This is a genomic window from Streptomyces sp. NBC_00299, assembly GCF_036173045.1.
GTDB lineage: Bacteria > Actinomycetota > Actinomycetes > Streptomycetales > Streptomycetaceae > Streptomyces > Streptomyces machairae.
In genome coordinates this window covers 1,724,614-1,751,121 of sequence record NZ_CP108039.1, presented here as the reverse complement: position 1 = coordinate 1,751,121, position 26,508 = coordinate 1,724,614, and the positions used below count along the sequence as shown (strand labels likewise).

20 protein-coding genes and 3 pseudogenes are annotated in these 26,508 nt (G+C 70.2%); 9 read left to right on the top strand and 14 right to left on the bottom strand.

What is annotated here, in order from left to right:
- The first annotated feature begins 5 nt into the window (after positions 1 to 5).
- Entirely contained in the window at positions 6 to 1,880 is a 1,875-nt protein-coding gene (locus OHT51_RS07590) for a rhamnogalacturonan lyase (RefSeq protein ID WP_328878126.1), read from the top strand.
- Between the two features lie 125 nt (positions 1,881 to 2,005).
- Positions 2,006 to 2,173: pseudogene (locus tag OHT51_RS07585) on the top strand (VOC family protein); the annotation flags it as partial.
- Between the two features lie 138 nt (positions 2,174 to 2,311).
- Here the strand turns inward: OHT51_RS07585 and OHT51_RS07580 are convergent.
- Positions 2,312 to 5,227, bottom strand: a complete 2,916-nt coding sequence (locus tag OHT51_RS07580; protein ID WP_328878125.1) for a glycoside hydrolase family 48 protein — start codon at positions 5,225 to 5,227, stop codon at positions 2,312 to 2,314.
- Between the two features lie 368 nt (positions 5,228 to 5,595).
- On the opposite strand from OHT51_RS07580, the gene OHT51_RS07575 reads away from it, so the two are divergent.
- The 3 genes from OHT51_RS07575 to OHT51_RS07565 all read left to right on the top strand — a co-directional run bounded on the left by OHT51_RS07575 (position 5,596) and on the right by OHT51_RS07565 (position 9,292).
- Entirely contained in the window at positions 5,596 to 7,317 is a 1,722-nt protein-coding gene (locus OHT51_RS07575; protein ID WP_328878124.1) for a glycoside hydrolase family 6 protein, read from the top strand.
- 247 nt (positions 7,318 to 7,564) lie between these two features.
- Positions 7,565 to 8,461 (top strand): class I SAM-dependent methyltransferase, encoded by an 897-nt coding sequence (locus OHT51_RS07570; protein ID WP_328878123.1) that lies wholly within the window; start codon positions 7,565 to 7,567, stop codon positions 8,459 to 8,461.
- Positions 8,462 to 8,590: 129 nt separating this feature from the next.
- A complete protein-coding gene (locus OHT51_RS07565; RefSeq protein WP_328878122.1) occupies positions 8,591 to 9,292 on the top strand; it encodes an SDR family oxidoreductase in 702 nt (233 codons plus the stop codon).
- 27 nt (positions 9,293 to 9,319) lie between these two features.
- On the opposite strand, the gene OHT51_RS07560 is transcribed toward OHT51_RS07565, so the two are convergent.
- Positions 9,320 to 10,003, bottom strand: a complete 684-nt coding sequence (locus OHT51_RS07560) for a glycoside hydrolase family 75 protein (protein ID WP_328878121.1) — start codon at positions 10,001 to 10,003, stop codon at positions 9,320 to 9,322.
- 140 nt (positions 10,004 to 10,143) lie between these two features.
- Here OHT51_RS07560 and OHT51_RS07555 point away from each other — a divergent pair, with 140 nt between their 5' ends.
- Positions 10,144 to 10,755: a hypothetical protein gene (locus tag OHT51_RS07555; RefSeq protein WP_328878120.1), complete on the top strand. Its 612-nt coding sequence runs from the start codon at positions 10,144 to 10,146 to the stop codon at positions 10,753 to 10,755.
- Positions 10,756 to 10,867: 112 nt separating this feature from the next.
- Here the strand turns inward: OHT51_RS07555 and OHT51_RS07550 are convergent, their stop codons facing one another.
- The 3 genes from OHT51_RS07550 to OHT51_RS07540 all read right to left on the bottom strand — a co-directional run bounded on the left by OHT51_RS07550 (position 10,868) and on the right by OHT51_RS07540 (position 14,172).
- Positions 10,868 to 11,701: an aldo/keto reductase gene (locus OHT51_RS07550; protein ID WP_328878119.1), complete on the bottom strand. Its 834-nt coding sequence runs from the start codon at positions 11,699 to 11,701 to the stop codon at positions 10,868 to 10,870.
- 95 nt (positions 11,702 to 11,796) lie between these two features.
- A complete protein-coding gene (locus OHT51_RS07545) occupies positions 11,797 to 13,623 on the bottom strand; it encodes an AMP-dependent synthetase/ligase (RefSeq protein WP_328878118.1) in 1,827 nt (608 codons plus the stop codon).
- Between the two features lie 249 nt (positions 13,624 to 13,872).
- Positions 13,873 to 14,172, bottom strand: coding sequence for a hypothetical protein (locus OHT51_RS07540; RefSeq protein WP_328878117.1), 300 nt, complete (start codon positions 14,170 to 14,172; stop codon positions 13,873 to 13,875).
- On the opposite strand from OHT51_RS07540, the gene OHT51_RS07535 reads away from it, so the two are divergent.
- Positions 14,150 to 14,458, top strand: a complete 309-nt coding sequence (locus OHT51_RS07535; protein WP_443052425.1) for an Lrp/AsnC family transcriptional regulator — start codon at positions 14,150 to 14,152, stop codon at positions 14,456 to 14,458. The genes OHT51_RS07540 and OHT51_RS07535 overlap by 23 nt on opposite strands.
- Positions 14,459 to 14,471: 13 nt before the next feature.
- Here the strand turns inward: OHT51_RS07535 and OHT51_RS07530 are convergent, their stop codons facing one another.
- The gene (locus tag OHT51_RS07530; protein ID WP_328878116.1) at positions 14,472 to 15,335 is read right to left on the bottom strand and encodes a LysR substrate-binding domain-containing protein; all 864 of its coding nucleotides are present in this window, start codon (positions 15,333 to 15,335) and stop codon (positions 14,472 to 14,474) included.
- Positions 15,336 to 15,526: 191 nt separating this feature from the next.
- Between OHT51_RS07530 and OHT51_RS07525 the strand changes: the two genes are divergently transcribed.
- Complete coding sequence (locus OHT51_RS07525; protein ID WP_328878115.1) at positions 15,527 to 16,567, top strand: bile acid:sodium symporter family protein; 1,041 nt, start codon at positions 15,527 to 15,529, stop codon at positions 16,565 to 16,567.
- Here OHT51_RS07525 and OHT51_RS07520 read toward each other — a convergent pair.
- The 4 genes and pseudogenes from OHT51_RS07520 to OHT51_RS43315 all read right to left on the bottom strand — a co-directional run.
- The gene (locus tag OHT51_RS07520) at positions 16,503 to 17,738 is read right to left on the bottom strand and encodes a DUF4185 domain-containing protein (RefSeq protein ID WP_328878114.1); all 1,236 of its coding nucleotides are present in this window, start codon (positions 17,736 to 17,738) and stop codon (positions 16,503 to 16,505) included. The two genes, OHT51_RS07525 and OHT51_RS07520, sit on opposite strands and share 65 nt — an antisense overlap.
- A 19-nt stretch (positions 17,739 to 17,757) precedes the next feature.
- The gene (locus OHT51_RS07515; RefSeq protein ID WP_328878113.1) at positions 17,758 to 19,638 is read right to left on the bottom strand and encodes an exo-alpha-sialidase; all 1,881 of its coding nucleotides are present in this window, start codon (positions 19,636 to 19,638) and stop codon (positions 17,758 to 17,760) included.
- A 109-nt stretch (positions 19,639 to 19,747) separates the two neighbouring features.
- A complete protein-coding gene (locus OHT51_RS07510) occupies positions 19,748 to 20,647 on the bottom strand; it encodes a quinone oxidoreductase family protein (protein ID WP_328878112.1) in 900 nt (299 codons plus the stop codon).
- Positions 20,590 to 20,733: pseudogene (locus OHT51_RS43315) on the bottom strand (MarR family transcriptional regulator); the annotation flags it as partial. The gene OHT51_RS07510 and the pseudogene OHT51_RS43315, both read right to left, overlap by 58 nt.
- On the opposite strand from OHT51_RS43315, the pseudogene OHT51_RS07505 reads away from it, so the two are divergent.
- Positions 20,722 to 20,937: pseudogene (locus tag OHT51_RS07505) on the top strand (MarR family winged helix-turn-helix transcriptional regulator); the annotation flags it as partial. The pseudogenes OHT51_RS43315 and OHT51_RS07505 overlap by 12 nt on opposite strands.
- A 101-nt stretch (positions 20,938 to 21,038) precedes the next feature.
- On the opposite strand, the gene fdhD reads toward OHT51_RS07505, so the two are convergent.
- From fdhD to OHT51_RS07485, 4 genes are read right to left on the bottom strand one after another with little or no spacing between them, the layout of a single operon-like run.
- On the bottom strand, positions 21,039 to 21,887 hold the full coding sequence (gene fdhD, locus OHT51_RS07500) for a formate dehydrogenase accessory sulfurtransferase FdhD (protein WP_328878111.1): 849 nt from the start codon (positions 21,885 to 21,887) through the stop codon (positions 21,039 to 21,041).
- Positions 21,888 to 21,895: 8 nt separating this feature from the next.
- A complete protein-coding gene (locus OHT51_RS07495) occupies positions 21,896 to 22,756 on the bottom strand; it encodes a 2Fe-2S iron-sulfur cluster-binding protein (protein WP_328878110.1) in 861 nt (286 codons plus the stop codon).
- Positions 22,753 to 24,576 (bottom strand): NAD(P)H-dependent oxidoreductase subunit E, encoded by a 1,824-nt coding sequence (locus OHT51_RS07490; protein ID WP_328878109.1) that lies wholly within the window; start codon positions 24,574 to 24,576, stop codon positions 22,753 to 22,755. Before OHT51_RS07490 ends, OHT51_RS07495 begins: the two co-directional genes overlap by 4 nt.
- 5 nt (positions 24,577 to 24,581) lie before the next feature.
- Positions 24,582 to 26,507: a molybdopterin oxidoreductase family protein gene (locus tag OHT51_RS07485; RefSeq protein ID WP_328878108.1), complete on the bottom strand. Its 1,926-nt coding sequence runs from the start codon at positions 26,505 to 26,507 to the stop codon at positions 24,582 to 24,584.
- Between the last annotated feature and the right edge of the window lies 1 nt (position 26,508).

Sequence of the window (26,508 nt, the reverse complement as noted above, 5' to 3'; positions counted from 1 at the left end):
GTCACGTGCAGCACCCGCGCAAGCACCGCAGACGCCGGGCCGCGTTCGCCGCGACCCTCGCCGCCGCAGTCCTGGCCGCCGCCGGGCTCACCACCCTGAACGGCGCCGGAACGGCCGAGGCCGCCACCGCCCGCCAGGTCGAGAAGCTCGACCGGGGCGTGGTCAGCGTCCACACCGCCGACGGCAACCTGGTCAGCTGGCGCTGGCTCGGCACCGACCCGAACGACATCTCCTTCAACGTCTACCGGGCCGGTACGAAGGTCAACTCGACGCCGATCACCGGCTCCACGAACTACTTCCACTCCGGCGCCCCCGAACAGGCCGACTACACCGTCCGCGCCATCGTGAACGGCGTCGAGCAGGGCGACTCCGTGCACGCCGTCCAGTTCCGCCCGGGCTACAAGGACGTCCCGATCAGCCCGCCCGCCGGCGGAACGACCCCCGACGGGGTGGCGTACACCTACGAGGCCAACGACGCCTCCGTCGGCGACCTCGACGGCGACGGCGCCCTCGACATCGTCCTCAAGTGGCAGCCCACCAACGCCAAGGACAACTCCCAGTCCGGCTACACCGGCAACACCGTCGTCGACGGCATCAAGCTCGACGGCACCCGGCTGTGGCGCGTCGACCTGGGCCGCAACATCCGCTCGGGCGCGCACTACACGCAGTTCCAGGTGTACGACTACGACGGCGACGGCAAGGCCGAGGTCGCCATGAAGACGGCCGACGGCACGCGCGACGGCACGGGCACGGTGATCGGCAGCTCGTCGGCCGACCACCGGAACGCGTCCGGCTACATCTTCTCCGGTCCCGAGTACCTGACCATGTTCAACGGCCAGAGTGGCAAGGCGATGGGCACGGTGGACTACGTCCCGGCTCGCGGCACGGTCTCGTCCTGGGGCGACTCCTACGGCAACCGGGTCGACCGATTCCTCGCCGGCACCGCCTACTTGGACGGCTCCCGCCCCTCCCTCGTGATGGCCCGCGGCTACTACACCCGTACGGTCATCGCCGCCTGGGACTGGCGAGGCGGAAGCTTCACGCGCCGCTGGACCTTCGACACCAACTCCTCCACCAACAGCGGCAAGGGATTCGACGGCCAGGGCTCGCACAGCCTGTCCGTCGGGGACGTCGACGGCGACGGCAAGGACGAGATCGTCTACGGTTCGATGGCCGTCGACGACAACGGCAACGGCCTGTGGACCACGAGGACGGGCCACGGAGACGCACAGCACCTGGGCGACCTCGACCCCGCGCACGCGGGCCTGGAGTACTTCAAGGTCTCGGAGTCGACCGGACAGCCGGCCGAGCTCTACATCGACCCCGCGGGCGGCACCGTGAACTGGAAGCTCGCCGCTTGCTGCGACAACGGCCGGGGCGTCGCCGGGGACATCTGGGCGGGCAACGACGGCGCCGAGATGTGGTCCGCCTCCGACACCTCCGTCCGCGACGAGGCCGGCGCCGCCAAGGGCCGCGAGCCGTCCTCGGCCAACTTCCTGTCCTGGTGGGACGGCGACACCGTCCGCGAACTCCTCGACGGCACCCGCATCGACAAGTACGGCACCTCGTCCGACACCCGCCTGCTCACCGGCTCCGGAGTCTCCTCCAACAACGGCACGAAGGCCACGCCCGTCCTGTCCGGCGACATCCTCGGCGACTGGCGCGAGGAAGTCATCTGGCGCACGGGCGGTAACACGGCCCTGAGGATCTACTCGACGCCGCACGCGACGACCACGAAGATCACGACCCTGCTCCACGACCCGATGTACCGCACGGGTCTGGCCTGGCAGAACACCGCTTACAACCAGCCGCCGCACCCGAGCTTCTTCATCGGCAACGGCATGGCAGCGGCGCCCAGGCCGACGGTCTACACGCCCTGAGGCTGAGCAGGGCGAATGCCCCGGGGCGCCCCATGCGGGCGGCGGCCGGCAGCACACCGTGACCGGCCGCCGCCCGTACCAGGCGGGTGCTACGTCGTGCACGGGCCAAGGCCTGTCGCGGAAGTGGAAGCTGTGACGTCCCCTTGGATGTCCGCACCCAGCGGGTCAAGGCTGCGGCGGAGCGGCTGGTCAAAGCTGGTGCCACCGTGCTGCGGATCAAGGATGAGCCGGACATGGGGCTCTACGCCGCCGCCATGCAGGACCCCGAGGGCAACGAATTCGACGTCGTCTGAGGACCGTTGCGGCCCCCCGCCCGTTCGCCTTCGAAGAGGGTGACGCGGGCGTCCCAAGGGGCGCGGGGAACAGCGCGACCAGCCGCAACCAGTCGGCAGTCGCCGTACTCCCGCGCCCCCCAGTCGCTCTGCGAACCGCTACTCGAGCAGCTCCGCATACGAGCCCATGGCCAAGGCAATGTCCGCCTGAGCCCAGAACCGGTGATAGGTGAACGACGGCGCCGCCCCGCCCGCGAGATACGCCTCGATCTTCGACCAGGCCGGATCGTCCTCGTAGAACGACCGGATCGAATCGAAGGTCGACGACGAGTTGATCGCGTCCCCGTTCGGCATCGTGCCGCTCCACCCGCTCGGGACGTGGACCGCGTCGTCGAAGCGGTTGTAGTCGGCGCGGGTCTCCGGGACGGCGATGCCGAGGTCGTCCTGGTGGTTGTCCCACATGCCGTCGAGCAGCGCCTTGGCCGTGGCCGCGGCCTGCGTGTCACCGGAGCGGTCGGCGTAGTACGTCAGGGTCTTGGCGTACGCGGCCGCAACGCCGACGTCGTTGGTGTAGTCGGCGACGGTGACGTGAAGTCCGGTGTTGGCGCCGGGACTTGACGCGTTCCAGGTGTCGGGTTGGCCCGACCACTGGAGCGTGGACGGGAACCTGAAGGTGCCGTCCGGGTTGACGGTGGTGTGGGAGAGCGCCCAGTCGACCCACTTGTCGAGGACCGTCTTGGCGGCGGCGTTCCCCGTCTGCTGGTAGTACTCGGCGACCCGCTCCATCGACCACGCCTGGAAGCCGAACCACTGGTTGGACGGCGGGTCGTGGTAGACAGGCTGCTGGTCGTAGTACATGCCGTAGAAGGTCGGCTTGCCGCTCGGCGGGGTCGCGTAGCGGCCCGCCCAGCTGTTGGTCGCCCCGCCCGCGATCGCGCCCTCGCTGGACTGCAGCCAGCGGTAGAACTCGACCTGCCGCTCGAGGGACTTGGCCCAGTCCGCCTGCCCCGTCGCCGACTTGGGCAACAGATCGGCATACGCGCTGAGCGCATACGCGGCCATCGGGTTCTGGTAGCCGCCGTGGGCATGGCTGGAGCCGATGCGCCAGGCCCAGCCCGCCGAGGTGTCGGTGGCGCCGCCCCAGGCGTAGTACCAGGAGAGCAGATAGTGCGAGGCGTCCTTGCCGGTGCCGGCGGGACAGGCGGCGGGCCCCACGCAGTTGCCCACCTTCTTGAAGTACTTGTCGTACATCGCGTAGCGCAGGTAGTCGCCCATCTTCGCGGCCTTCGCCACGGTCGCGGAGATGTCACCGCCCTTGCCCTGCTCGTCGGCCCACTTGTCGGCCCAGTAGGCGGCCTGCACCGCACGGGCGTCGGCGTCCGGGGCGTTGGTGAACTTCCACTGCTTCGCATACGACGCGTCACCGGTGAAGAGGTCCACGTACCCGTTCCTGCCGCCGTACTTGAACTGATCACAGGTCGGCTGCGGCACCGTCTCCCACACCGACTCCTGCGCACCGCGCTGGAAGGTGTTGATGTACGACGGCCCCGTGTCGCCCGGCCCCGCCTCGCACTTGCCCGGCGAGTTGCCGTAGCCGTAGGTGTTGTCGACGTCCTGCAGCCAGTGCATGCCGTACACGTCGTCCGTGCCGTACGCGCTCTTCAGCTCCCCGGCGATCGGATCCGAACCGACCGAGACCGACGCGTCGAGCTTCGCCGGGTACTCGTCCGGGGTGTCGTGCTCGGGCGCGTAGGTCGCCGGTTTCGAGGCGTTGTAGAAGGAGTTGGTCGGCTGGTCGGCGTGGGTCGGGATCATGTACTTCTCCATGATTTCCCAGGCGCCGTTGAACTTGGACCAGTCGCCCGTGACCTTGCCGTACATCGCCTGCAGCCATAGAAGGTAGCTGTAGGCCTCGGACGTGGTCTCGTGGCCGTGGTCCGGCGCCTCGACGATCAGCGTCTCGACCGAGTGGTAGGGGATGCCCTCGGGGGAGAAGTAGCCGCTCGCCGGGTTGGTGATCTTGCCGTACAGCTCCAGGAAGCGGGCGTCGTACGCCTTCGCCGCCGCGATCTGGGTCACCGTGACCGACGCCTTCGCATGGCCGTTGGCCGTCGACTCGAAAGTCGCCGCGCCGGTACCGGAGCTGTCGGCGGTGATGGTCACCTGCTGTGCGGTGTTCCAGTTCGAGGGCGTGAAGGTGAGCGAGGCGCCACCGGTCACCGACAGACCCGAATTGCCGCCGGTGCGGGCGGTGGTGACCGTCACGTCGGCCGACGGTCGGGTCGACAGCTTGATGTCGTACGAGGCCGTCCTGCCCTGCTGGACGGGGAGTTGGGTCCGTGAGGCCACCACTGCGGGACCCGAGGCGACCGTGATGCCGACCGGCGTGGAGTCCGCGGACGCGCCCAGGCTGTCGTACCCCTTCGCGAGGAGCGAATGACTGCCCACGGTCAAGCTGGAGACCGAGAGCGAGTAGGGCGCCGTCGTGTCCGTGCCCAGCAGTGTCGTGTTGTCGTAGAACTCGACCTTGCTGATCGTCGCGCCGTCCGCGGCAGCGGCGGTGGCCGCCAGCGGGACGGCGTCGCCCTGCGCGTAGACGGCGCCCGCCGTCGGGCTGGTCAGCACGGTGATGGGGGGCTGGTGGGCGCCGGTGCAGCTCGTGCCGTTGATCGCGAAGTTCGTGGGGGCGGTGTTGGTGCCGCTGTAGGCGAACTGCGCGCCGGTGGTGACCGCGGCTCCGGCGGCGATGCGCCCGTTGTGGCCGGCGTTCTTCACGGTGACCGACTGGCCGGACTGCGACCAGGTGCCGTTCCAGCCGTTGCCGAGCTTCTGGTTGCCCGCATAGCCGTACGTCAGGGTCCAGCCGTCGATGACGTCCGTGCCGCGGTTGGTGATCGTCAGGTCCGCGGTGAAGCCGGAGCCCCAGTCATTGGTCCGGTAGTCGACACTGCACTGAAGTGCCGCCGCCCGAGCGGGAGTCGACCCCGTGCTCAGCATGGTCAGGGGAAGCGCCAGGGCCGCCACGACGGCCGTCCAGAACCGTCGTACGACTCTGCGTCTGTGTGGGGGATGCACGTGCTGGTTCCTCCTTGCGGCTCGGAGAAGTCAAGGCTTGAACCAGTGGGAGCGCTCCCATAGTGAGGATGGGGGTGCAAGGGGTCAAGGGTCTTGAAGAGTCGAAAAAGATTCGACGCGTTCCGTGAGTAAAAGTCAGCAACTCCCCTGTCCATTGGCGACACTTGGCGCTAGCTTCATGGACACCAGTGGGAGCGCTTCCATCAGTCGACGCGTCCGTCACGACGCGCCGGAGCTGTGAGGAGTCGCTCATGCGACACCCCCCGCGTTCAGTACTTTCAGCCGTCAATCGGCACCTCCTCCTTGCCTCTTGCGCGCCCTGCACGGACGGACCGTCAGCACCCGCAACCAAGAAGGAACCCGCACTCATGACTCGTACCAGAACTGCGATGCTCGCCGCCCTGGCACTGGTCGCCGGGGCCTCGGGGACCGCGCTCGCCGCGGACCCCGGCGGAATCGGCACGGCCGCCGTCCCCTGCACCGTCGACTACAAGGTGCAGAACCAGTGGGACACCGGCTTCACCGCCGCCGTGACGGTCACCAACCAGGGCGCCGCCAAGTCGAATTGGTCGGTGAAGTGGTCGTACGCCGGTAACCAGAAGGTCACCAGCGGCTGGAACGCCAGGATCAGCCAGAGCGGCGCCGCGGTGACCGCCACCAATGAGACCTACAACGGGACCCTGTCGACGGGCGGTTCGGTCAGCTTCGGCTTCCAGGGCTCCTACAGCGGCACCAACGCCGTCCCGGCCACGTTCACCCTCGACGGCGTGACCTGCAACGTCGACGACGGCTCGGGCCCCACGGATCCCACCGACCCGACCGATCCGGGCCCGACCGGCCCGAAGGCCGACAATCCGTACTCCGGCGCCAAGGTGTACGTGAACCCGGAGTGGTCCGCGAAGGCCGCCGCCGAGCCGGGCGGCAGCCGGATCGCGAACCAGCCGACCGGCGTCTGGCTCGACCGCATCGCCGCCATCAACGGCGTCAACGGCGGCATGGGACTGCGCGACCACCTCGACGAGGCCCTGACCCAGAAGGGCTCCGGCGAACTCGTCGTCCAGTTGGTGATCTACAACCTGCCCGGACGGGACTGTGCGGCCCTCGCCTCCAACGGTGAGCTCGGCCCGACGGAGCTCGGCCGGTACAAGACCGAGTACATCGACCCGATCGCCGCGATCCTCGCCGACCCGAAGTACGCCTCGCTGCGGATCGTGACGACCATCGAGATCGACTCGCTGCCCAACCTGGTCACCAACACCGGCAGCCGGCCCACGGCCACCCCGCAGTGCGATGTGATGAAGGCCAACGGGAACTACCAGAAAGGCGTCGGCTACGCCCTGGGCAAGCTCGGTGACGCGCCCAACGTCTACAACTACATCGATGCCGGGCACCACGGCTGGATCGGCTGGGACGACAACTTCGCCGCCAGCGCCGCCGTGATGAAGGAGGCGGCCACCTCGGAGGGCGCCACCGTCAACGACGTGCACGGCTTCATCGCCAACACGGCCAACTACAGCGCCCTGAAGGAGAACAACTTCACCATCAACGACTCCGTCGGCGGCAAGTCCGTCCGCGAGTCCAAGTGGGTCGACTGGAACCGCTACGTCGACGAGCTGTCCTTCGCGCAGGGCTTCCGCAACCAGTTGGTCACGACCGGGTTCAACTCGGGCATCGGCATGCTGATCGACACGTCGAGGAACGGCTGGGGCGGCAGCGCACGGCCCGCCGGTCCGGGCGCGACGACCGACGTCGACACCTACGTCAACGGCGGCCGCTACGACCGCCGGATCCACGTCGGCAACTGGTGCAACCAGTCCGGCGCCGGCCTCGGCGAGCGCCCGCAGGCCAATCCGGCGGCCGGGATCGACGCGTACGTATGGATCAAGCCGCCGGGTGAGTCCGACGGCGCCAGCCGGGAGATCCCGAACGACGAGGGCAAGGGGTTCGACCGGATGTGCGACCCGACCTACACGGGCAACCCGCGCAACGGCAACAACCCGTCCGGCGCCCTGCCCGACGCTCCGCTGTCGGGGCACTGGTTCTCGGCGCAGTTCCAGCAGCTGATGCAGAACGCCTATCCGGCGTTGTGACGGTTCGCTGGTGACTTCGGCCGCGGGTTGTCCGTGGCTGGTCGCGCCCGCGCAGCGGAGCCGCATATAGGTACAGCCCCGGGTCCCTACAGGGCGTCGTAGTCCGCCGGGGGTGGACCGTTCTCCTGGTCCACCCCCGGCGGATCGCAAATCCTTGCTCCTGGTTGTTGCCGTTCCGGCAACGATAGTGGCCCCGCGGCGGTGCGTCGGCGCACGCTGGCCTCATCCGAAGGAGAGGCTGACGAGCATGGCGCACAACCACGACTCGGACCGGCACGCCGGTCACCACCACCACGACCACACCGACGTCGACTGGGCCGAGATGGGCCCGGAGCTGGAGGCGCAGGCGGAGCTCTTCACGCCCCTCTACGAGCACACCATGGCCTGGCTGGCCAAGCGGCAGACCGAACCGGGGCTGATCGTCGACGCGGGCAGCGGCCCCGGCGTCATCGCCTGTCTGCTCGCCGACGAATTCCCCGGTGCCCGGGTCGTCGCCGTCGACGCTTCCGAGCCGCTCCTGGCGCGGGCCGGTGCGCGGGCCGAGAGGCTCGGTGTCGCCGACCGCTTCGGCACCCTCGCCGGTGAACTCCCGGACGTGCTCGACGACTTGGACTATCCCGCCGATCTGCTGTGGGTCGGCCGCACCCTGCATCACCTCGGCGACCAGCGGGCCGCCCTCGCCGCGTTCGCCGCCCGCCTCGCCGTAGGCGGCACGCTGGCGCTGCAGGAGGGTGGTCTGTCGGCCCGGTACCTGCCGCGCGACGTCGGCTTCGGGCGGCCCGGGCTGCAGGCGCGCCTCGACGCGCTGGAGGAGGAGTGGTTCGCTGCGATGCGCGCGGACCTGCCCGGCACCGTCGTGGAGACCGAGGACTGGCCCGCCCTGCTCACCGCGGCCGGCCTCAGGCCCAGCGGCACCCGCACCTTCCTCCTCGACCTGCCCGCCCCGACCACGGACCGCGCCCGCGCCTACGTCGCCGCCACCCTGACCCGCACCCGCGACGGCATCGGCGACCACCTCGAAGCCGACGACCGCGCAACCCTCGACCGGCTCCTCGACCCGGACGACAAGGCGAGCGTGCATCACCGGCCGGATCTGTTCCTGCTGGCGGCACAGACCGTGTACACGGCCGTACGGACGAAGTGACAACGGCCAGTGCCTGCCACTCGTGCCCCTCCTCGGTGCCTTGACTTCGAGAGCTCTCCAAGTGATGGACTCCTCTGCGTCCAAACTGCACACAGAACGTCACACGGAACGACACACAGGGGGATCACCATGACCGACTCACCCGTCGCGCTCATCACCGGCGGTGGCAGCGGCATCGGAGCCGCGGTCGCACGGCAGCTGCTGGAGGCCGGACACCGGGTCACCGTCACCGGCAGGGGTGAGGCGCGGCTTCGTGACTTCGCGGAGGGGCTCGGGAATCCGGAGGGTCTGCTGACGGTCGTCGGGAACGCGGCCGACTACGGCGACGTGCGGACGGCCGTCGAGGCCACGCTCAAGGCGTTCGGCCGACTGGACACCGTCGTCGCCAACGCCGGTTTCGCGACCCACGACTCAGTCGCCGAGGGGGACCCGGCGGGCTGGACCGAGATGGTGCTGACCAACGTCCTCGGCCCGGCCCTGCTGATCCGCGCCGCCGTCGACGCCCTCAAGGAGACCCGCGGCCGGATCGTCCTCATCGGCAGCGTCGCCGGGTTCGTGCCCGGGCCGGGGAACATCTACGGGGCGACGAAGTGGGCGGTGACCGGGCTCGCCGAGAACACCCGGCGGCAGGTCACCGACTGGGGCATCGGCGTGACCCACATCGCGCCGGGCCGGGTGGAGACGCCTTTCTGGGACGCCTACGGCAGTCTGCCGCCCGGGCATCTGCTGACCGCCGACCAGATCGCCGACTCGGTGGTGTGGGCCGTCCGGCAGCCCGACGGCGTGGACGTCAACACCGTCGTCGTACGGCCGCTCGGACAGCCCAACTGACCTGACGCTCGGCTCGGTCACCGGGTATCAGCCGCCCCCGACGAACTCCTTCGCCAGCTTCTCGCCCAGCGAGGCCGCCACACCGGGGCTCTCGATGGGTGAGACCTGGGAGTTCTTGAAGAGGATGTACGTCACGCCGGAGGCGGCCCCGCCGGCCGCCGGGTCGGGGTCGATGCCGAGGGCCTCGGCGGCGGAGTAGGAGGCCTCGCCGATGATCTGCTGCGGGCCGGTGTCGCCCACCACGGCGTACAGCACCTGGTCGTCGTGGATGACCGCTGCCACGCTGCCGCCCTTGATGCCGGCGGTGCGGTAGTCCCAGGTGGCGCTGGGGCTGGGCACGACGACGTACGGCAGGGTGTCGGACCGCAGGGGCTTGCCGTCGGACTGGTGGAACGCCGTGTCCGGGAGGAACCAGGGGTCGGTGGTCTCGTTGCAGTTGTCGGTGCGCCGGCCGTCGCAGTCGATGTCCATGTCGGCCGTCCAGAACACGGCACGCTTCGTGCCGCAGACGGGCACGGTGGCCGAGGCCGTCTGGTCGGTGCGGTATTTGCTCTTCGAGATCTGTGAGCAGGACGTCACCTTCGCGAGCAGGTCGGCCGCGCTCACGCCGGCTTCTTCGGGTTCCGCCGGCCGGGCGCCGGCGGGGAGCGCCGCGGTGGCGAGCAGCGCGGCTCCGGCGGCCGCGGCGAGGAGCAGTCTTCGGGTGCGCACTGTGGGGGTGGCCCTTCGTCGGAAAAGTCCTGGCTGATGGGTGATGGCTGATGGCTGATGGCTGATTGCGACGCCATGCCCCCAGTAGAAGACTGGATGTAGATAAAAGTCCGTATATGCCCGGATCTCCGGGAGGTGTCATGTTCGTACGCGCCGTCTACACGACCGGTGATCCCGCGAAGATCGACATGGCCATCAGGGCGATGAACACCCAGGGGCGCGACCTGCTGGAGGACCGTCCGGGATACCGGGGAGCGAGTGTCTTCGTGGACCGGGTCCTCGGGAAGCTGCTCGCCGCGAGCTGGTGGGAGTCGGAGCGGGCCCGGCGCAACAGCGACGAGGTGTTGCGCGAGCGCCGGTCGGCGATGCTGGAGCCGTTCGCGGGGACCGTGGCGGTCGACAACTACGAGGCGCTGGTCTTCCATCAGGTCCGGCAGCCACAGGCGGGCGGCGGACTGCGGCTCACCAGGCTGGAGTTCGACCCGATGGACACGGACCTGCTCGCCGACACGTTCCGGTCGACGGTGGTGCCCAGGCTGGAGACGCTCCCCGGGCTCGCCAGGGCGTCCCTGATGGTCGACCGGGAGCGCGGGCGAGGAATGGCCGCAGCGGTCTTCGTCGACCAGACGTCCCTGGCGGCCTCCCGTGCGGGTCAGGCGGGGGCCAGGCACGAGGGCGCGGCCAAGGCGCATGTGTCCGTGATCGGGCTGGAGGAGTTCGAGGTCGTCCACACCGACGTGCGCGGTGAGTGACGTTCGCGGTGAGTGACGTTACTGACCGAGATCGGTGACCGGAGCGAGGCATACGCGTCCGCCCGCCGCTCATACAGCGAGCGGCGGGCGGAGTGCCGTACAGAAACGGGCGTCAGGCGTCGAACGTCGCCGGGTCCGGGCCGATGCGCCGGTCCTCGTTCAGCGCGCTGATCGCCGCGAGGTCCTCGTCGTCCAGGCTGAAGTCGAAGACCTCGATGTTCTCCTTGATCCGCGATGGTGTCACGGACTTCGGGATCACGACGTTGCCCAGCTGGAGGTGCCAGCGCAGCACGACCTGCGCCGGGGTGCGGTCGTGCTTCCGCGCGATGGCGACGATCGCCGGAACCTCCAGCAGACCCTTGCCCTGGCCGAGCGGCGACCAGGCCTCGGTGGCGATGCCCTGCTCGGCGTGGAACTGACGGGAGGCGTGCTGCTGCAGATGCGGGTGCAGCTCGATCTGGTTGACCGCGGGGACGACCGACGTCTCGTCGATCAGGCGCTGAAGGTGCTCCGGAAGGAAGTTGGAGACACCGATCGCGCGGACGCGGCCGTCGGCGTGGAGCTTCTCGAACGCCTTGTAGGTGTCGACGTAGGTGCCCCGGGCCGGCAGCGGCCAGTGGATGAGGTACAGGTCGACGTGGTCCAGGCCGAGCTTCTCCAGCGACACGTCGAAGGCGCGCAGCGTGGCGTCATAACCCTGGTCGCCGTTCCAGAGCTTGGTGGTGACGAAGATGTCCTCGCGGGGGAGGCCGGAGCCGGCGATGGCCTTGCCGGTGCCCTCCTCGTTGCCGTAGATCGCCGCTGTGTCGATGCTGCGGTACCCGGCCTCAAGTGCCGTCGCGACCGCCTGCTCGGCCTCGTCGTCCGGCACCTGCCAGACGCCGAAGCCCAGCTGGGGCATCTCGACGCCGTTGTTGAGGATGATCGGGGGGACCTTGCTGCTCACGAGCTCTTGATCCTTACGGTTGTCGTCAGGTGGTACTCACCATCGTCAACGATCACGGGCGCCCATGCATTCCGGACCGGAGAAAAAGGCGGGACTCACGCCTGGTACAGCGCGTCGACCTCTCCCGCGTAGGCGTTCTCGATCGCCTTGCGCTTCAACTTCAGCGACGGCGTGAGCAGTCCGTGCTCCTCGGTGAACGGCTGCGCGAGGATACGGAACGTACGGATCGACTCGGCCTGCGAGACAAGGGTGTTGGCGGCGACGACCGCGCGCCGCACCTCGGTCTCCAGGTCGGCGTCGCGGACCAGCTGGGCCGGGGTCATCTGGGGTTTGTCGCGCATCATCAGCCAGTGCTCGACGGCCTCCTGGTCGAGGGTGATCAGGGCCGCGATGTACGGGCGGTCGTTGCCGACGACGATGCACTGGGAGACCAGCGGATGGTCGCGGACACGCTCCTCCAGCACGCCCGGCGAGACACTCTTGCCGCCGGACGTGACCAGGATCTCCTTCTTGCGGCCGGTGATGGTGAGGTAGCCGTCCTCGTCGAGGGACCCCAGGTCACCGGTGGCCAGCCAGCCGTCGTGCAGGGCCTCGTCGGTGGCCTTCTGGTTGTTGAGGTAGCCCTGGAAGACGTTGCCGCCGTGCAGCCAGACCTCGCCGTCGTCCGCGATGTGCACGGTCGTGCCCGGGATGGGCTGCCCGACGGTGCCGTAGCGGGTGCGATAGGGCGGGTTGGCGGTCGCGGCCGCCGTGGACTCGGTGAGGCCGTACCCCTCGTAGACGTGGACGCCGGCGCCCGCGAAGAACAGGCCGAGCCGTCGGTCCATCGCCGAGCCGCCGGTCATCGCCTGCTTGATCCGGCCGCCCATCGCGGCCCGCATCTTGGAGTAGACGAGCTTGTCGAAGAGCTGGTGCTGCATGCGCAGACCGGCCGACGGGCCGGGGCCGATGCCCCACGCCTTGGCCTCCACGGCGTCCGCGTACTTCACGGCGACCTCGACAGCCTTCTCGAAGGGGCCGGACTTCCCTTCCTTCTCGGCCTTGCGGCGGGAGGCGTTGAAGACCTTCTCGAAGATGTACGGCACCGCGAGGAAGAACGTCGGCTTGAACGCGGCGAGGTCCGGCAGCAGCGCGGCCGCGTTCATCTGCGGCTGGTGGCCGAAGCGGACCTTGCCGCGGATCGCGGCGACCTGCACCATCCGCCCGAAGACGTGCGCGAGCGGCAGGAACAGCAAGGTCGCCGCCTCGTCGCCCTTCTTGGAGTGGAACACCGGCTCCCAGCGCTCGATGACCGTGTCCGTCTCGTACATGAAGTTGCCGTGCGAGATGACACAGCCCTTGGGGCGGCCGGTCGTGCCCGAGGTGTAGATGATCGTGGCGACCGAGTCCGGCGTGACCGCCTGCCGGTGGCGGTGGACCACCTCGTCGTCGAGGTGGGCGCCGGCGTCGTACAGCTCCTGCACGGCGCCCGAGTCCAGCTGCCACAGCTGATGCAGCCGCGGCAGCCGGTCGATGACCGTGGCGATCGTCATCGCGTGGTCCTCGTGCTCCACGACCGCCGCCGACACCTCGGCGTCGTACAGCGTCCAGAAGCACTGCTCGGCCGAGGAGGTCGGGTAGATCGGCACCACCTGGGCGCCGATCGCCCAGAGGGCGAAGTCGAAGAGTGTCCACTCGTACCGGGTACGGGACATGATCGCGACCCGGTCGCCGAACCGGATGCCGCGGGCGAGAAGGCCCTTGGCGAGGGCGAGCACCTCGTCCCGGAACTCGGCGGCGGTGACGTCCCGCCAGTTCCCGTGGTCGTCCTTGCGGCCGAGGGCGACATGGAGCGGGTCCTCCTGGGCATGCTGGAAGACGACGTCGGCCAAGCCGCCCACCGGCGGTGCCAACGCCAACGGAGGGTTGGTGAACTCGCGCAAACCCCGCTCCCCGCTCCGAATGGCCTCGGCTGACGCTCCGCGCAGCGCCGTGAAAGCTACCCCACCCGCGTTTCGGACGGGAGGGGGCCGGAAATCGACGGCTGCTCGGGTATGCACTGGTCAGGGCCGGAAAATGCGCTCACATAGGGAAGGGTCGGACAGAAAACTGACGGTTGAGTAAGTTTCGGGCCCGTAATCTCCACCGAATCTGTACGACCCGATTACCCGGTACGGGCCCTGTTGATCATGTCATCCCCTGCGAGCCGCCGTCTCCTCCGCCGTCCCTGCCGCCGTCTCCTCCGCCGCCTCCTCTGTCAGCGTGCGAGTGGCCGGAGGTGTCACCCCGGCCTTGGTCGCGGTCGGCCTCCTGACCAGCGCGAGGACCAGCACTCCGGCCACGGCGGCCGTCGAGCCCGCCACCACCGTCACCGAGTCCAGCCCGTCGGCGAATGCGGCGCGCAGGACGCCCTCCCCGAACGCGTCCCGCAGCGCACCGGCGCCGCCGCCCGCGAGGGTGTGGGCCGCGGTGTACGTCGACGTGGAGTACAACTCCGAGACCATCGGCCATCCGGTCGGCGCCGTCCTGTGGATCACCACCACCCCGGCCGCCCTGACCGCGGTGGGCGAGGCCCTCGCCACCCACGACGAGATCGCCCACGCCGCGGCGACGGCGGGGCCGTGCAGCATCGTGGCGACGGCGGTGGTGCGGAACACGGCAGACCTGTACGCGTATCCGAGCGGGCCACTCGGGCGGCTGGAAGGCGTGCAGCACGTGGAGTCGTCGGTGTTTCTGCGGCGTGTGAAGCAGCTGACGTATCAGCGCCCGCCGCGCTGAAGCGCCCCTCGCCCTAACGGCGGTGCAACCGGTCCCCGCCCGCCAGGATCGCTCCCGCCAACGCATCCGCGGCCCCCTGAGCCGCCGTCCGGCGTCGGCCGTGCACCAGCACGAAGTCGACCCGCCCCAGTTCCGGCAGCCCCGATCGTTCGGGCACCCGCACCAGGCCCGGCGGAATCAGGCCACGGGAGTGCGCCATCACGCCGAGCCCGGCCCGTGCCGCCGCGATCAGTCCGTTGAGGCTGCCGCTCGTGCACACGATCCGCCAGTCACGCCCCTGCCGTTCCAGCGCCTCCAGCGCGAGCGACCTGGTGATGCCCGGGGGCGGATAGACGATCAGCGGCACCGGACGGTCCGGCTCCAGGCGCAGCCGTTCCGCGCCGATCCACACCAGCCGGTCGTGCCACACCAGGTCGCCCCGTCGGTCCTCGGGGCGCCGCTTGGCGAGCACCAGGTCCAGCTTTCCGGCCTCCAACTGCTCGTGCAGGGTGCCGGAGAGCTCGACCGTCAGCTCCAGGTCGACCTCGGGATGGTCGTACCGGAAGCTCTCCAGGATCTCAGGGAGGCGGGTCAGCACGAAGTCCTCGGACGCGCCGAAGCGGAGCCGGCCGCGCAGCCGGGTGCCCGTGAAGAACGCCGTCGCCTGCTCGTGCACCTCCAGGATCCGGCGGGCGAAGCCGAGCATCGCCTCGCCGTCCTCGGTCAGCTCCACGGAGTGCGTGTCCCGGGTGAACAGCGGCCGCCCCGTGACGTCCTCCAGGCGGCGTACGTGCTGGCTGACGGTCGACTGGCGCAGGCCGAGGCGGCGGGCGGCCTGAGTGAAGCTCAGGGTCTGCGCCACCGCGAGGAACGTGCGCAGATGGGACGGGTCGTACATGCGCCGAGCCTAGCGCGGTTATCGCGGAACGTGATGACAGTCAGAGTGGTATGCCGGATTCCCGATCGCTGATCGTCGGAGGACGATGGGGAGGGCACGTCCGTGCCGGGAACCCGAAGTTCAGCGAAGCGACAGCCAGTACGACAGCGAAGTAGTGGAGCACAGTGAAACGCCTGCAATGGCCGCGTTGGATGCCGATAGACCCGTACATCCTGCTGCTGCTCGGGACCGTGGGCCTCGCGGCCCTCTTCCCGGCGCGCGGGACGGCCTCCGATGTGGCGTCCGGTGCCTCCACGGCCGCGATCGCCTTCCTCTTCTTCCTCTACGGCGCCCGGCTGTCCACCCGTGAGGCGATGGACGGCCTGAAGCACTGGCGACTCCATGTCACCGTCCTGGCCTGCACCTTCGTCGTCTTCCCGCTGCTGGGGCTGGCGGCGCGCGGGCTCGTCCCGGTGCTGCTGACGCACCCCCTCTACCAGGGGCTGCTCTTCCTCACCCTCGTCCCGTCGACCATCCAGTCGTCGATCGCCTTCACCTCGATGGCCCGTGGCAACGTGCCCGCCGCGATCTGCGCGGGCTCCTTCTCCTCGCTGGTGGGCATCGTCGTCACCCCACTGCTCGCGGCGGCCGTGCTCGGCGGCAGCGGGCGCGGCTTCTCCGCCGACTCGGTGGTCAAGATCGTGCTGCAGCTGCTGGTGCCGTTCGTCGCCGGGCAGTTGCTGCGCCGCTGGATCGGCGGCTTCGTCACCCGGCACAAGAAGGTCCTCGGGCTCGTCGACCGGGGCTCGATCCTGCTGGTCGTCTACACCGCGTTCAGCGCGGGCATGGTCCAGGGCATCTGGCACCAGGTGAGCGCGATCCGGCTGGGCGGGCTGCTCGCCGTCGAGGCGGTGCTGCTGGCCGTGATGCTGCTGCTGACCTGGTACGGCGCCAAGGCGCTGCGCTTCGACCGCGAGGACCGCATCGCGATCCAGTTCGCCGGTTCGAAGAAGTCCCTCGCCGCCGGGCTGCCCATGGCGAGCGTCCTGTTCGGCGCGCACGCGTCGCTGGCGGTGCTGCCCCTGATGCTGTTCCACCAGATGCAGCTGATGGTGTGCGCGGTCATCGCCAAGCGCCGCGCCCACGACGCCGAGGCCCGCGAAGCCGAGGGCGCCGCACCCGGCCCGGTCACCGCGTCTGTGCCAGCCGCAGAGTCACGAACCGCGGTCGGTACAGGGACACGTTCCGGTTGAGCTGCGCCGCAGCGCTGCCCGTCTCCAGCCAGTTGACGTCGTAACTCAGGACGAGGCGTCCGTCGTCGCTCAACTCGGGGTGGGTCTGCGGGTTGTAGGCGGCGACCTGGCCGCCCTGCGGCAGCGCCGGGCTGAATTCCTTCGTCGGCCCGTGCCAAGGGCCGGCGGGGGAGCACGCCCAGTACGACGTGACGGTCGTCAGCCCCTTCGTGCCCGCGGCCATCGTGAACAGGACGTACGTCCCCCGCACCCGCACCACCGAGAAGGCGCTCCCCACCCCCGTGCGCTGCCCGTCCCCGAGCACCGCACGCGGCCGGGCACCCGCCCCGGCCCACTCGGAGCCGTTCCAGTACTGCCAGGCACCCGGCTCGCCGAGCCTGCCCTCGGGCACGCGCGCCACGTACGCCTGCGAGGCCGGCCGGGACGCGGCCTGACCGTCGTCGCCGCCGAAGACGTACGTCCAGCCGTCCTCCTCGACCAGCGTCGTCCCGAACAGCACACGCCGGGAGGGATCCGGCACCAGCTGCTGGTCGAGAACCTTCACCACCGACTCGACCCGCAGGTCGGGCAGCGTGAGCGTGGCGACCTCGGTGGCGGTGGGCACACCGAAGATCCAGGGCGGCTGCCCGGCCGTGCGCACCCACAGCAGCACCCGCAGCACCTGCTCCGACGAGCCGGGGGAGCGGGGCTCGACGCGGGCCGCGACCGGCCAGCGCCACTGGTTCGGGGCGGGGTCGGGGAAGAGCGGCGTGGCCAGCGTGCTCTCCAGGCGTCCGTCGCGCATGACGACCGCCGAGTTCCGCACCAGGGGAGCGGTCGCCTCCCGCCAGGTGTGGGACTCGCCGAACGGGTTGGGCGGCGAGTACACCTGGCCGAGGTAGGTGTCCGAGAACAGCCACAGCACGCGACCGTCCGGCAGCCGCACCGAGTGCGTACCGTCGCCGCCGGTCCAGTCGTCGGTGCGGGACGGGTTGTCGCCGTACCGGGAGAACTCGCCGGTGAGTCTGTCGTCGGCCGACCAGGCCGCGACCGAGTGCGGTGCACACGCGCCACCGCCCTCCCGTTCGCCGTCGTCCGGGAGGGCGGTGAGCAGCACGGCCGCGAGAACCAGGGCCAGTAGCACTCCCAGGCCGGTTCCCATGCGCTGCCGTGCTCGTGCGTCGTCGGGCACGCCCGGGACGTTAGTGGCCTCAGCGCACTTGGTCCATGGGCAGCCACAGGACGGTGTCGGAGGTGGCCGAAGACTTACCGCTCGTGCGGGCACGTGCCGCAGCCGTGAGCTCCGAGTCACCGAGCGCCCGGTTCCACACGTGGACGTCGTCGATCGCGCCGGACAGGAACGCCCTGCTGTCCATGCGCTGCCCGACATGCACACCGAACGGCGAGTTACGGCTGACCGAACCGGCCACGTCCGTGGTGCTGATGGCCCTGCCGTCGACGAACAGCGTCAGCCGGCCCCCGCCGCGCCGCAGCGCGAGATGGTGCCACTCACCGTCGTTGTGGGCGTCCCCGGCCCACACGGACGCCGTGCGCACCGTCCCGAAGCCCTCCCGGGTGGTGATCAGGCCCCGCACCCGGTCGCTGTCCGGCTCGCCGCGCAGCCAGATCTGGGGCTGGGTGCTGCCGATCCCGCCCATCCACAGGAACGGCTGCTCGCCGGAGGCCGCGGAATAGCGGAAGAACAGCGAGACCGTGAACTCACCGGTGCCGAGCGGGAGCCTGGACCGGTACGGCAGCCGTACGGCGTCGTTGTCGCCGTCGAACTCGAAGGCGTTGCCCAGCACGCCGTCCGTCACCTCGGGGCCGCCGAGCACCGTCGCGCGGGGTGCGCTCGGGGCGAGGTCCAAGGTGGTCGGATCGGCGCCGCGCCGCGGTCCCAGCCAGTCCTCGTTGAAGCGGGCGAAGCGGATCTCGTCGCGCGCGTCGACGGCGCCGCCCTCGTACATCAGGCCCACCGTGGACGCGTTGACGTCCACCATGTCGGAGTAGCCCGACCAGTCCTTGGTGACGACCTTGCCGCGGTCCGCGCTGTCCCAGGTGGCGCCGCCGTCGTAGGAGGACCTGACCATCATGGTCCGCCGGCGGTCGGGGTCGCCGGGGGCGGACAGCAGCATCCGGTTGCCCAGTTGGAGCGTGGCGCCCTGGACCTGGGGCGTGTAGAGGTCCGGAAGGTCGCGGAACGGGCCGGTGAAGGTGGAGCCGCCGTCCTTGCTGTATGTCTGGCTGCGATGGCCGAGATCGGTGCCGTCCTGTTCCCTGCCGCTGATCAGGATCGTGCCGTCCGTGCGCTCGGTGAGGGTCACCTCGGACGGCTTCTGGCGGAAGGTGCCATCGGCGGAGATGGGCCAGGAGTCGGTGGCGCCGACCTTCCAGGTGTTGCCGCCGTCGTCGCTGACGATGAGCGCGGCGTGGTTGGCGCTGACCCGACTGCCGTCCCAGGTCTCGGTGTTGACGCCGAAGACGAGCCGGCCGGCGTGTGTGCCCTTGGTGAGCTGGATGCCGTGCACGGGGCCGGTGGCGTACCAGGAGTTCCACTCCTCCGGCAGTATCTGGTCGCTCAGATCGCGCGGCGCGGACCAGGTCGCACCGTCGTCGTCGCTGTACTGCAGATGAGGGGTGCGATCACACGGCACGGTGCAGCTGCCGCTGTCCGTGCGGCCCGTGTTGTACGTTTCCGCCAGCAGGATGCGGCCGGTCTCGCGGTCCACGATCGGTGCCGGGTTGCCGTGCGTGTCGCCGCCGCCCTTGGTGACGACCTGGAGCGGCCCCCAGGTGCGGCCGCCGTCCGTCGACCGCTTGAGCACGATGTCGATGTCCGCGGCGTCGCCGCAGTTGAGCACCCGCCCCTCGGCGAACGCCAGCAGGGTGCCGTCCTTGGACTTCACGATCGCCGGAATGCGGAAGCAGGCGTACCCGGGATCCTGGGACGCCTTGAAGAGGACCTGTTGCTCGAACGACGGTGTCTTGGTGGCCGGTTGGGACTCGGCCGGACTTAAGGTCGCGGCCGTCGCCAGGGTGGCGACGGCCGCGACCAGGGCAGCTCTGAGACGTGCGCGAACTCTTGAAGGCATGGTGCGGCCCGCCCCTTCATCGTCTGGTCATGCGTCCAGGCATCCGAACATTCGGACATCCCACGTCCAAAGTGCGCAATCACAGACGTTAGTTGGGCTATCGCACACATCACAAGAACCGTGCACGTGTCACTCCCGTAAGGAGTACTACTTTCCCTCGGTTGGCCCGCGTCTCGACCGCCACATGGGCCTCGAGGGCCTCCTCCAGAGTGAACTCCCCGTGCACGGCGGGCTTGACGGCGCCTTCCTCGAACAGCTCCCACAGCTCCCGTCGCCACCGCTCGTACAACTCCGGCTCGCCCCGGGCGATCCGGGCCATCTGGAATCCGACGACGGACTTGGCGCCTACAAGAAGGTCGTATGCCTGAATTGTCCCGCCGCCCGAACTGTAGGCCACGAGTCGCCCGCCCGGCGTGAGTGCCGCGAGGGCGGGGCTCAGCAGGTCGCCGCCGACGGCATCGAGGACGTAGTCGACGGGGTCCCCCCAGTCCTCGTCCCGGTACGTGACCACCTCGTCGGCGCCGAGGGAGCGCACGAAGTCCGCCTTCGCCGGATCGGAGACGGCGCCCACGACCCGTCCCGCGCCCCGCACCCGCGCCAGCTGCACGGCCAGGTGTCCGACCCCGCTCGCCGCCGCGGTGATCAGTGCCGCCTCCCCTCGCTGCGGCCGGGCGGCCTCCAGCGCGCCGAGCGCCACCAGGCCGCTGCGGACGAGGGCGACCGCGTCGACGGCGGTGGCGGTGTCGGGAATGGGGGAGGCCATGTCCTCGCGCAGGACCGCGTAGTCGGCGTAACCGTGTCCGAAGCACAGGCCGGTCACGCGGTCGCCGGTGCGGAAGCGGCCGGCCCCGGCACCCACGGCCGCGATCTCGCCGGCGACCTCGCCGCCCAGTGGGACGGGCCCGGCCGCCTCGGTGACCTTGCGGACCACGGGCAGTGTGACGCCGACGGCCTCGCAGCGGACGAGCAGCTCGCCGGGGCCCGGTCCGAGAGCACCACGTGGTGCCACATCTTCATCCCCTCGGCCGCGAGCGCCTCGGCCACCAGGGAACGCCCCCGGGCCGCCGCTCGGCCGAGCAGCCAGCCGACCTGCAATCCGCCGGTCTCGTCCTGCGCGAGCCGGACCCGAACGACCGCCGCAAGAACGCGGTGTCCCTCACCGACACGGGTGCGCGCCTGCTGGAGCGTTGTGAGAAGGCGGCCCGCGAGGCCAATGACGCGCTCCTCGCCCCGCTGTCACGTGCCGAACGCGACCGGTTCATGGACCTGTTGATCCGGATCTCCGGCACACAAAGCTGAGCGAGTGCCGTGCGCGAGGTCGGGCTGAGACGGGGCCCCTGTACGGCGCAGGGGGCGCTCCCCGCCGGTCGGGGCCCCGCCGCCGTGTCGCGGGGAACCTGTCAGGCCTGGGCGGCCGCGGTCCGCAGGGCCAGCCGGTGTTCGCCCGCGTACACGTTCATGGAGCTGCCCCGCAGGAAGCCCACCAGCGTCAGGCCCGTCTCCGCGGCCAGGTCCACCGCGAGCGACGAGGGCGCCGAGACCGCCGCGAGCACCGGGATCCCCGCCATCACTGCCTTCTGCGCCAGCTCGAAACTGGCCCGCCCGGAGACCAGCAGGACCGTCCGGGACAGCGGCAGGTCCCCGTTCTGCAGGGCTCGCCCGACCAGCTTGTCGACCGCGTTGTGCCGGCCCACGTCCTCGCGGATGTCCAGCAGCTCGCCGTCCTCCGAGAACAGGGCCGCCGCGTGCAGGCCCCCGGTCCGGTCGAAGACCCGCTGGGCCGCGCGGAGCCGGTCGGGGAGGCTCGCGAGCAGCTCGGGTTCGACCCGGACCGGGGGAGTGTCGGCTATCGGCCAGCGGGCCGTCGTGCGGACCGCGTCGAGGCTCGCCTTGCCGCACAGGCCGCAGGACGAGGTCGTGTAGACGTTCCGCTCCAGCGTGATGTCCGGGATCTTCACACCCGGCGCGGTCCTCACGTCCACCACGTTGTACGTGTTGGAGCCGTCCACCGTGGCGCCCGCGCAGTACACGATGTTCTGCAGATCGTCCTGCTCGGCGAGGACGCCCTCGCTGACCAGGAAACCTGCCGCCAGCGCGAAGTCGTCGCCCGGGGTGCGCATGGTGATCGCGAGCGGCTTGCCGTTCAGTCTGATCTCCAGCGGTTCCTCGGCGACGAGGGTGTCCGGGCGCGTGGAGACGGCCCCGTCCCGGATGCGGATCACCTTGCGTCGTTCCGTGACTCGTCCCATGTCGTGTCTCAGCCCCGGTTCTGTACGTGCTGGTAGCCGAAGCGGCCCTTGATGCAGAGGTTGCCGTGGGTCACCGGGTTGTCGTGCGGTGAGGTGACCTTCACGATTTCATTGTCCTGCACGTGGAGAGTGAGGTTGCAGCCCACTCCGCAGTACGCGCACACGGTGGTCGTCTCCGTCTGCGCCGACTCGTCCCACGTACCGGCCGCCCGCATGTCGAACTCCGACTTGAAGGACAGGGCCCCCGTCGGGCACACCTCGATGCAGTTCCCGCAGTACACGCACGCCGAGTCGGTCAGCGGGGCGTCGTGCTCGACCGCGATCCGGGCGTCGAAGCCGCGGCCGGCGACGGAGATCGCGAAGGTGTTCTGCCACTGGTCGCCGCACGCGTCCACGCACTTGTAGCAGAGGATGCACTTGTCGTAGTCACGCACGTACAGATCGTTGTCGACCCTGGGTTCCTCGCCCAGGCGGGCCGCGTCCGGGCCGAAGCGGTCCGGCTTCGCCTCGTACTCCTTGATCCATTCAGCGACTTGTGGAGTCGTCGACAAGTCGACCGAGGACGCGAGGAGTTCGAGGACGACCTTACGGCTGTGGCGGGCCCGTTCCGTGTCGGTCCGCACCTCCATGCCGGGCTCGGCCCTGCGGGAGCAGGCCGGGACCAGGGTGCGGGAGCCCTCCACCTCGACGACGCACACCCGGCAGGCGTTCTTGGGCGTGAGCGTGTCGCCCTGGCAGAGGGTCGGCACGTCCTTTCCGGCGGCCCGGCAGGCGTCGAGGATCGTCGAACCCTCGGGAGCGCGCACCGCCTCCCCGTCGATCGTGAACTCCAGCAGCCGGCGCGGGATCCCCAGCGGTATCGCGGTCATTCGTACGCCCCCAGACGGTCGATGGCGGATTCCACGGCGTTCCACGCGGTCTGCCCCAGACCGCAGATCGAGGCGTCCCGCATCGCGCGGCCGACCTCCCTGAGCAGGGCGATGTCATCGGCGGCCGCCGCACCCGTGCGCTCCACGATCCGGTGCAGCGCCTCCTCCTGCCGAACGGTCCCGACCCGGCACGGCACGCACTGCCCGCACGACTCGTCGCGGAAGAACTCGGCGATCCGCAGCAGCAGCCGCGGCAGCGGGACCGTGTCGTCGAAGGCCATGACCACACCCGAACCGAGCGTCGTGCCCGCCTCCCGCGTGCCCTCGAAGGTCAGCGGGATGTCCAGCTCGTCGGCCCGTACGAAGCCGCCCGCCGCCCCGCCCAGCAGCACCGCCCGCAGCCCGTCCCGCGCCCCGGCCAGCTCCAGCAGCTCACCGAGCGTCGCGCCGAAGGGGAGCTCGTAGAGGCCCGGCCGCGCGACACTCCCCGACACGCAGAACAGCTTCGGGCCGGTGGACTTCCCCGTCCCGATCGCCGCGTACGCCGGTGCGCCCATGGTCAGGATCGGCAGGACGTTGACCAGCGTCTCCACGTTGTTCTCGACCGTCGGCTTGCCGAACAGGCCCTTCTCCACCGGGAACGGCGGCTTCGAGCGCGGCTCGCCGCGGTAGCCCTCGATCGAGTTGAACAGGGCGGTCTCCTCGCCGCAGATGTAGGCCCCCGCCCCCCGGCGGATCTCGATGTCGAAGGCGTACCCCTGGCCGAGGATGTCGTCCCCGAGCAGTCCCCGCGCGCGTGCCTGCGCGAGGGCGTGTTCCAGGCGGTGCAGGGCCCGTGGGTACTCGCCGCGCAGGTACAGGTATCCCTGGTGCGCGCCGGTGGCGTACGCCGCGATCGTCATGGCCTCGACCAGCGCGTACGGGTCGCCCTCCATCAGCACGCGGTCCTTGAAGGTGCCCGGTTCGGATTCGTCGGCGTTGCAGACGACGTAGTGGGGATGGTCGGGCTGCGACGCCGTGGCCTGCCATTTGCGGCCAGTGGGGAAGGCGGCGCCGCCACGCCCGACCAGGCCGGAGTCGGTGACCTCGCGGATGACTCCGGCGGGGCCCAGCTCGAAGGCCCGGCGCAGGGCGGTGTAGCCGCCGTGGGCGCGGTAGTCGTCCAGCGACGACGGATCCACGACTCCGACGCGGCGCAGCAGGATCAGCTCGTCGCCGCCCGCCTGGGGAACCGCCGGCGCCGCCGGCGGCTCCTCGGGCGCCGAGTCCGGAGCGCTCGCGGCGACGACGGCGTCGTGCACGGTCGCCGGCGCCGATACCGCCGTACGCACCGGGTCCCCGGCCTTGATCGCGAGCGCCGCCGGAGCCCGTTCGCACAGGCCCAGACACGGGCTGCGCTCCACGCTCACCCCGCTGCCGGGGCCGAGACGCGCCTCGATCCCGGCGCACAGCTCGCTCGCCCCGGCGGCCGCGCACGCGAGGTCCGTGCAGACGTGGAGCACGGTGGCGGGGCGCGGCTTGACCGAGAACATGGCGTAGAAGGTGGCGACGCCGTACGCCTCCGCCGGCGGCACGGTCAGCCGCCGGCACAGGTAGTCGAGGGCACCGTCGCTGATCCAGCCGATCCGGTCGTTGATGGCGTGCAGCCCCGGCAACAGCAGTTCGCGGCGGTCCCGGGCCTCCCGGCCGCCCTTGGCCCACCTCAGGTCCGCGTCGGAGCGGTCGGCGCCCTCCCAGGAGGACTCCGGTGGGCCGAGCAGGGCGTCGACGGCGGCCCGTTCGTCGTCCGTCGGTTTGCTGTCGCCGAAGTGCAGGTCCACTTATGTCACCTCACGATGGTCGCGACGGGGAGCTTCTCGATCCGGATCGCCGACGCCTTGAACTCCGCCGTCCCCGCGATCGGGCAGTTCGCCTCGATCGTCAGCTGGTTGGTGTCCACCTCGTCGGGAAAGTGCATGGTCATGAAGGCGAGCCCGGGCCGCAGCGCGGTGTCGATCCACACCGGCGCGACGACCGAACCCCGCCGCGAGCTCACCCGGACCTCCTCGCCGACCACCACCCCGTACCGCTCGGCGTCCTCCGGGCACAGCTCGACGAACTCGCCGCGCCGCAACGGGGAGGCGAAACTCCCGCTCTGCACGCCGGTGTTGTACGAGTCGAGCCGCCGCCCGGTGGTGAGCCGGATCGGGAACTCCTCGTCGGTGAGGTCGACGGGCGGATCGTGCTGGACGATCCCGAACGGCGCCGGCATCCCGCGCCGGGCCGGCTCCGGTTCCCACAACCGACCGTGCAGATAGGTCGGTTCGAGCTGCTCCGTGCTCGGGCACGGCCACTGGATGCCCTGGTGCTCCGCCAGGCGTTCGTACGTCATCCCGTAGTGGTCCGGCGACACCGACCTGAGCTCGTTCCAGACGGCCTCGGCGTCGGCGTACTTCCACTCGTGGCCGAGTCGTGCCGCCAGCTCGCAGATGATGTCGATGTCCTCGCGTGCCTCGCCGGGCGGGGTGACCGCTCGACGCACCCGCTGAACCCGCCGTTCGCTGTTGGTGGTTGTGCCGTCGGTCTCGGCCCACCCGGCGGTGGCCGGGAGGATGACGTCCGCCAGCTCGGCCGTCTTCGTCAGGAAGATGTCCTGGACGACGAGGAAGTCCAGCTGCCGCATCCGCCGTACGGCCTGCTCGCTGTCCGCCTCCGACTGCGCCGGGTTCTCGCCGATGCAGTAGACGGCCTTGAGCGTGCCCTCCTCCATCGCCTCGAACATCTCGGTGAGGTTCAGGCCGTAGTGGGGCTGGATCACGGTGTCCCAGGCCGACTCGAACTTCAGACGGGTGTCCGGGTCGAGGATGTCCTGGAAGCCGGGGAGGCGGTTGGGGATGGCTCCCATGTCGCCGCCGCCCTGGACGTTGTTCTGCCCGCGCAGGGGCTGGAGCCCGCTGCCGTAGCGGCCGACGTGCCCGGTCAGCAGCGACAGGTTGATCAGCGCGCGGACGTTGTCGGTGCCGTTGTGGTGCTCGGTGATGCCGAGGGTCCAGCACAGCTGGGCGCGCTCGGCGCGGGCGTAGGCGTGGGCCAGCTCCCGGATGGCGGCGGCCGGTACGCCCGTGACCTTCTCGGCGAGGGACAGCGTCCACGGCTCGACGAGTGTCTTGTACTCCTCGAAGCCGCTGGTCGCCCGCTCGATGAACGCCTCGTTGGCCAGTCCCGCGTGGATGATCTCGCGGCCGATCGCGTGCGCCATCGGGATGTCGGTGCCGACGTTCAGGCCGAGCCAGCTCTCCGCCCACTCGGCGGTGGAGGTGCGGCGCGGGTCGACGGCGTACATGCGGGCGCCGTTCCTGATGCCCTTGAGCGCGTGCTGGAAGAAGATCGGGTGCGCGAAGCGGGCGTTGGAGCCCCACATCACGATGACGTCGGTGTGCTCGATCTCCTCGTACGAGGAGGTGCCCCCGCCCGAGCCGAAGGCCGCCGACAGTCCTGCCACGCTGGGCGCGTGGCAGGTGCGGTTGCAGGAGTCGACGTTGTTGGTGCCCATCACGACCCGGGCGAACTTCTGGGCGACGTAGTTCATCTCGTTGGTGGCTCGGGCGCAGGAGAACATGCCGAACGCGCCGCGCGCCGCCGCAAGGCCGCGGGCCGCCCGGTCCAGTGCCTCCTCCCAAGTCGCCTGCCGGAACGGCTCGTCGCGTGAGTCCCGGACGAGCGGGTGCGTCAGCCGGGTGTACGTCTTCGGAGTACGGTCGCGTTTCCTCATA

Excerpts from the sequence above, each read along its gene's own strand:
- OHT51_RS07575 (WP_328878124.1), top strand. The coding sequence starts at position 5,596 with ATGACTCGTACCAGAACTGCGATGCTCGCCGCCCTGGCACTGGTCGCC.
- OHT51_RS07570 (WP_328878123.1), top strand. The coding sequence starts at position 7,565 with ATGGCGCACAACCACGACTCGGACCGGCACGCCGGTCACCACCACCAC.
- OHT51_RS07565 (WP_328878122.1), top strand. The coding sequence starts at position 8,591 with ATGACCGACTCACCCGTCGCGCTCATCACCGGCGGTGGCAGCGGCATC.
- OHT51_RS07555 (WP_328878120.1), top strand. The coding sequence starts at position 10,144 with ATGTTCGTACGCGCCGTCTACACGACCGGTGATCCCGCGAAGATCGAC.
- OHT51_RS07530 (WP_328878116.1), bottom strand. The coding sequence starts at position 15,335 with ATGTACGACCCGTCCCATCTGCGCACGTTCCTCGCGGTGGCGCAGACC.
- OHT51_RS07525 (WP_328878115.1), top strand. The coding sequence starts at position 15,527 with ATGCCGATAGACCCGTACATCCTGCTGCTGCTCGGGACCGTGGGCCTC.
- OHT51_RS07515 (WP_328878113.1), bottom strand. The coding sequence starts at position 19,638 with ATGCCTTCAAGAGTTCGCGCACGTCTCAGAGCTGCCCTGGTCGCGGCC.
- fdhD (WP_328878111.1), bottom strand. The coding sequence starts at position 21,887 with ATGGGACGAGTCACGGAACGACGCAAGGTGATCCGCATCCGGGACGGG.
- OHT51_RS07495 (WP_328878110.1), bottom strand. The coding sequence starts at position 22,756 with ATGACCGCGATACCGCTGGGGATCCCGCGCCGGCTGCTGGAGTTCACG.
- OHT51_RS07485 (WP_328878108.1), bottom strand. The coding sequence starts at position 26,507 with ATGAGGAAACGCGACCGTACTCCGAAGACGTACACCCGGCTGACGCAC.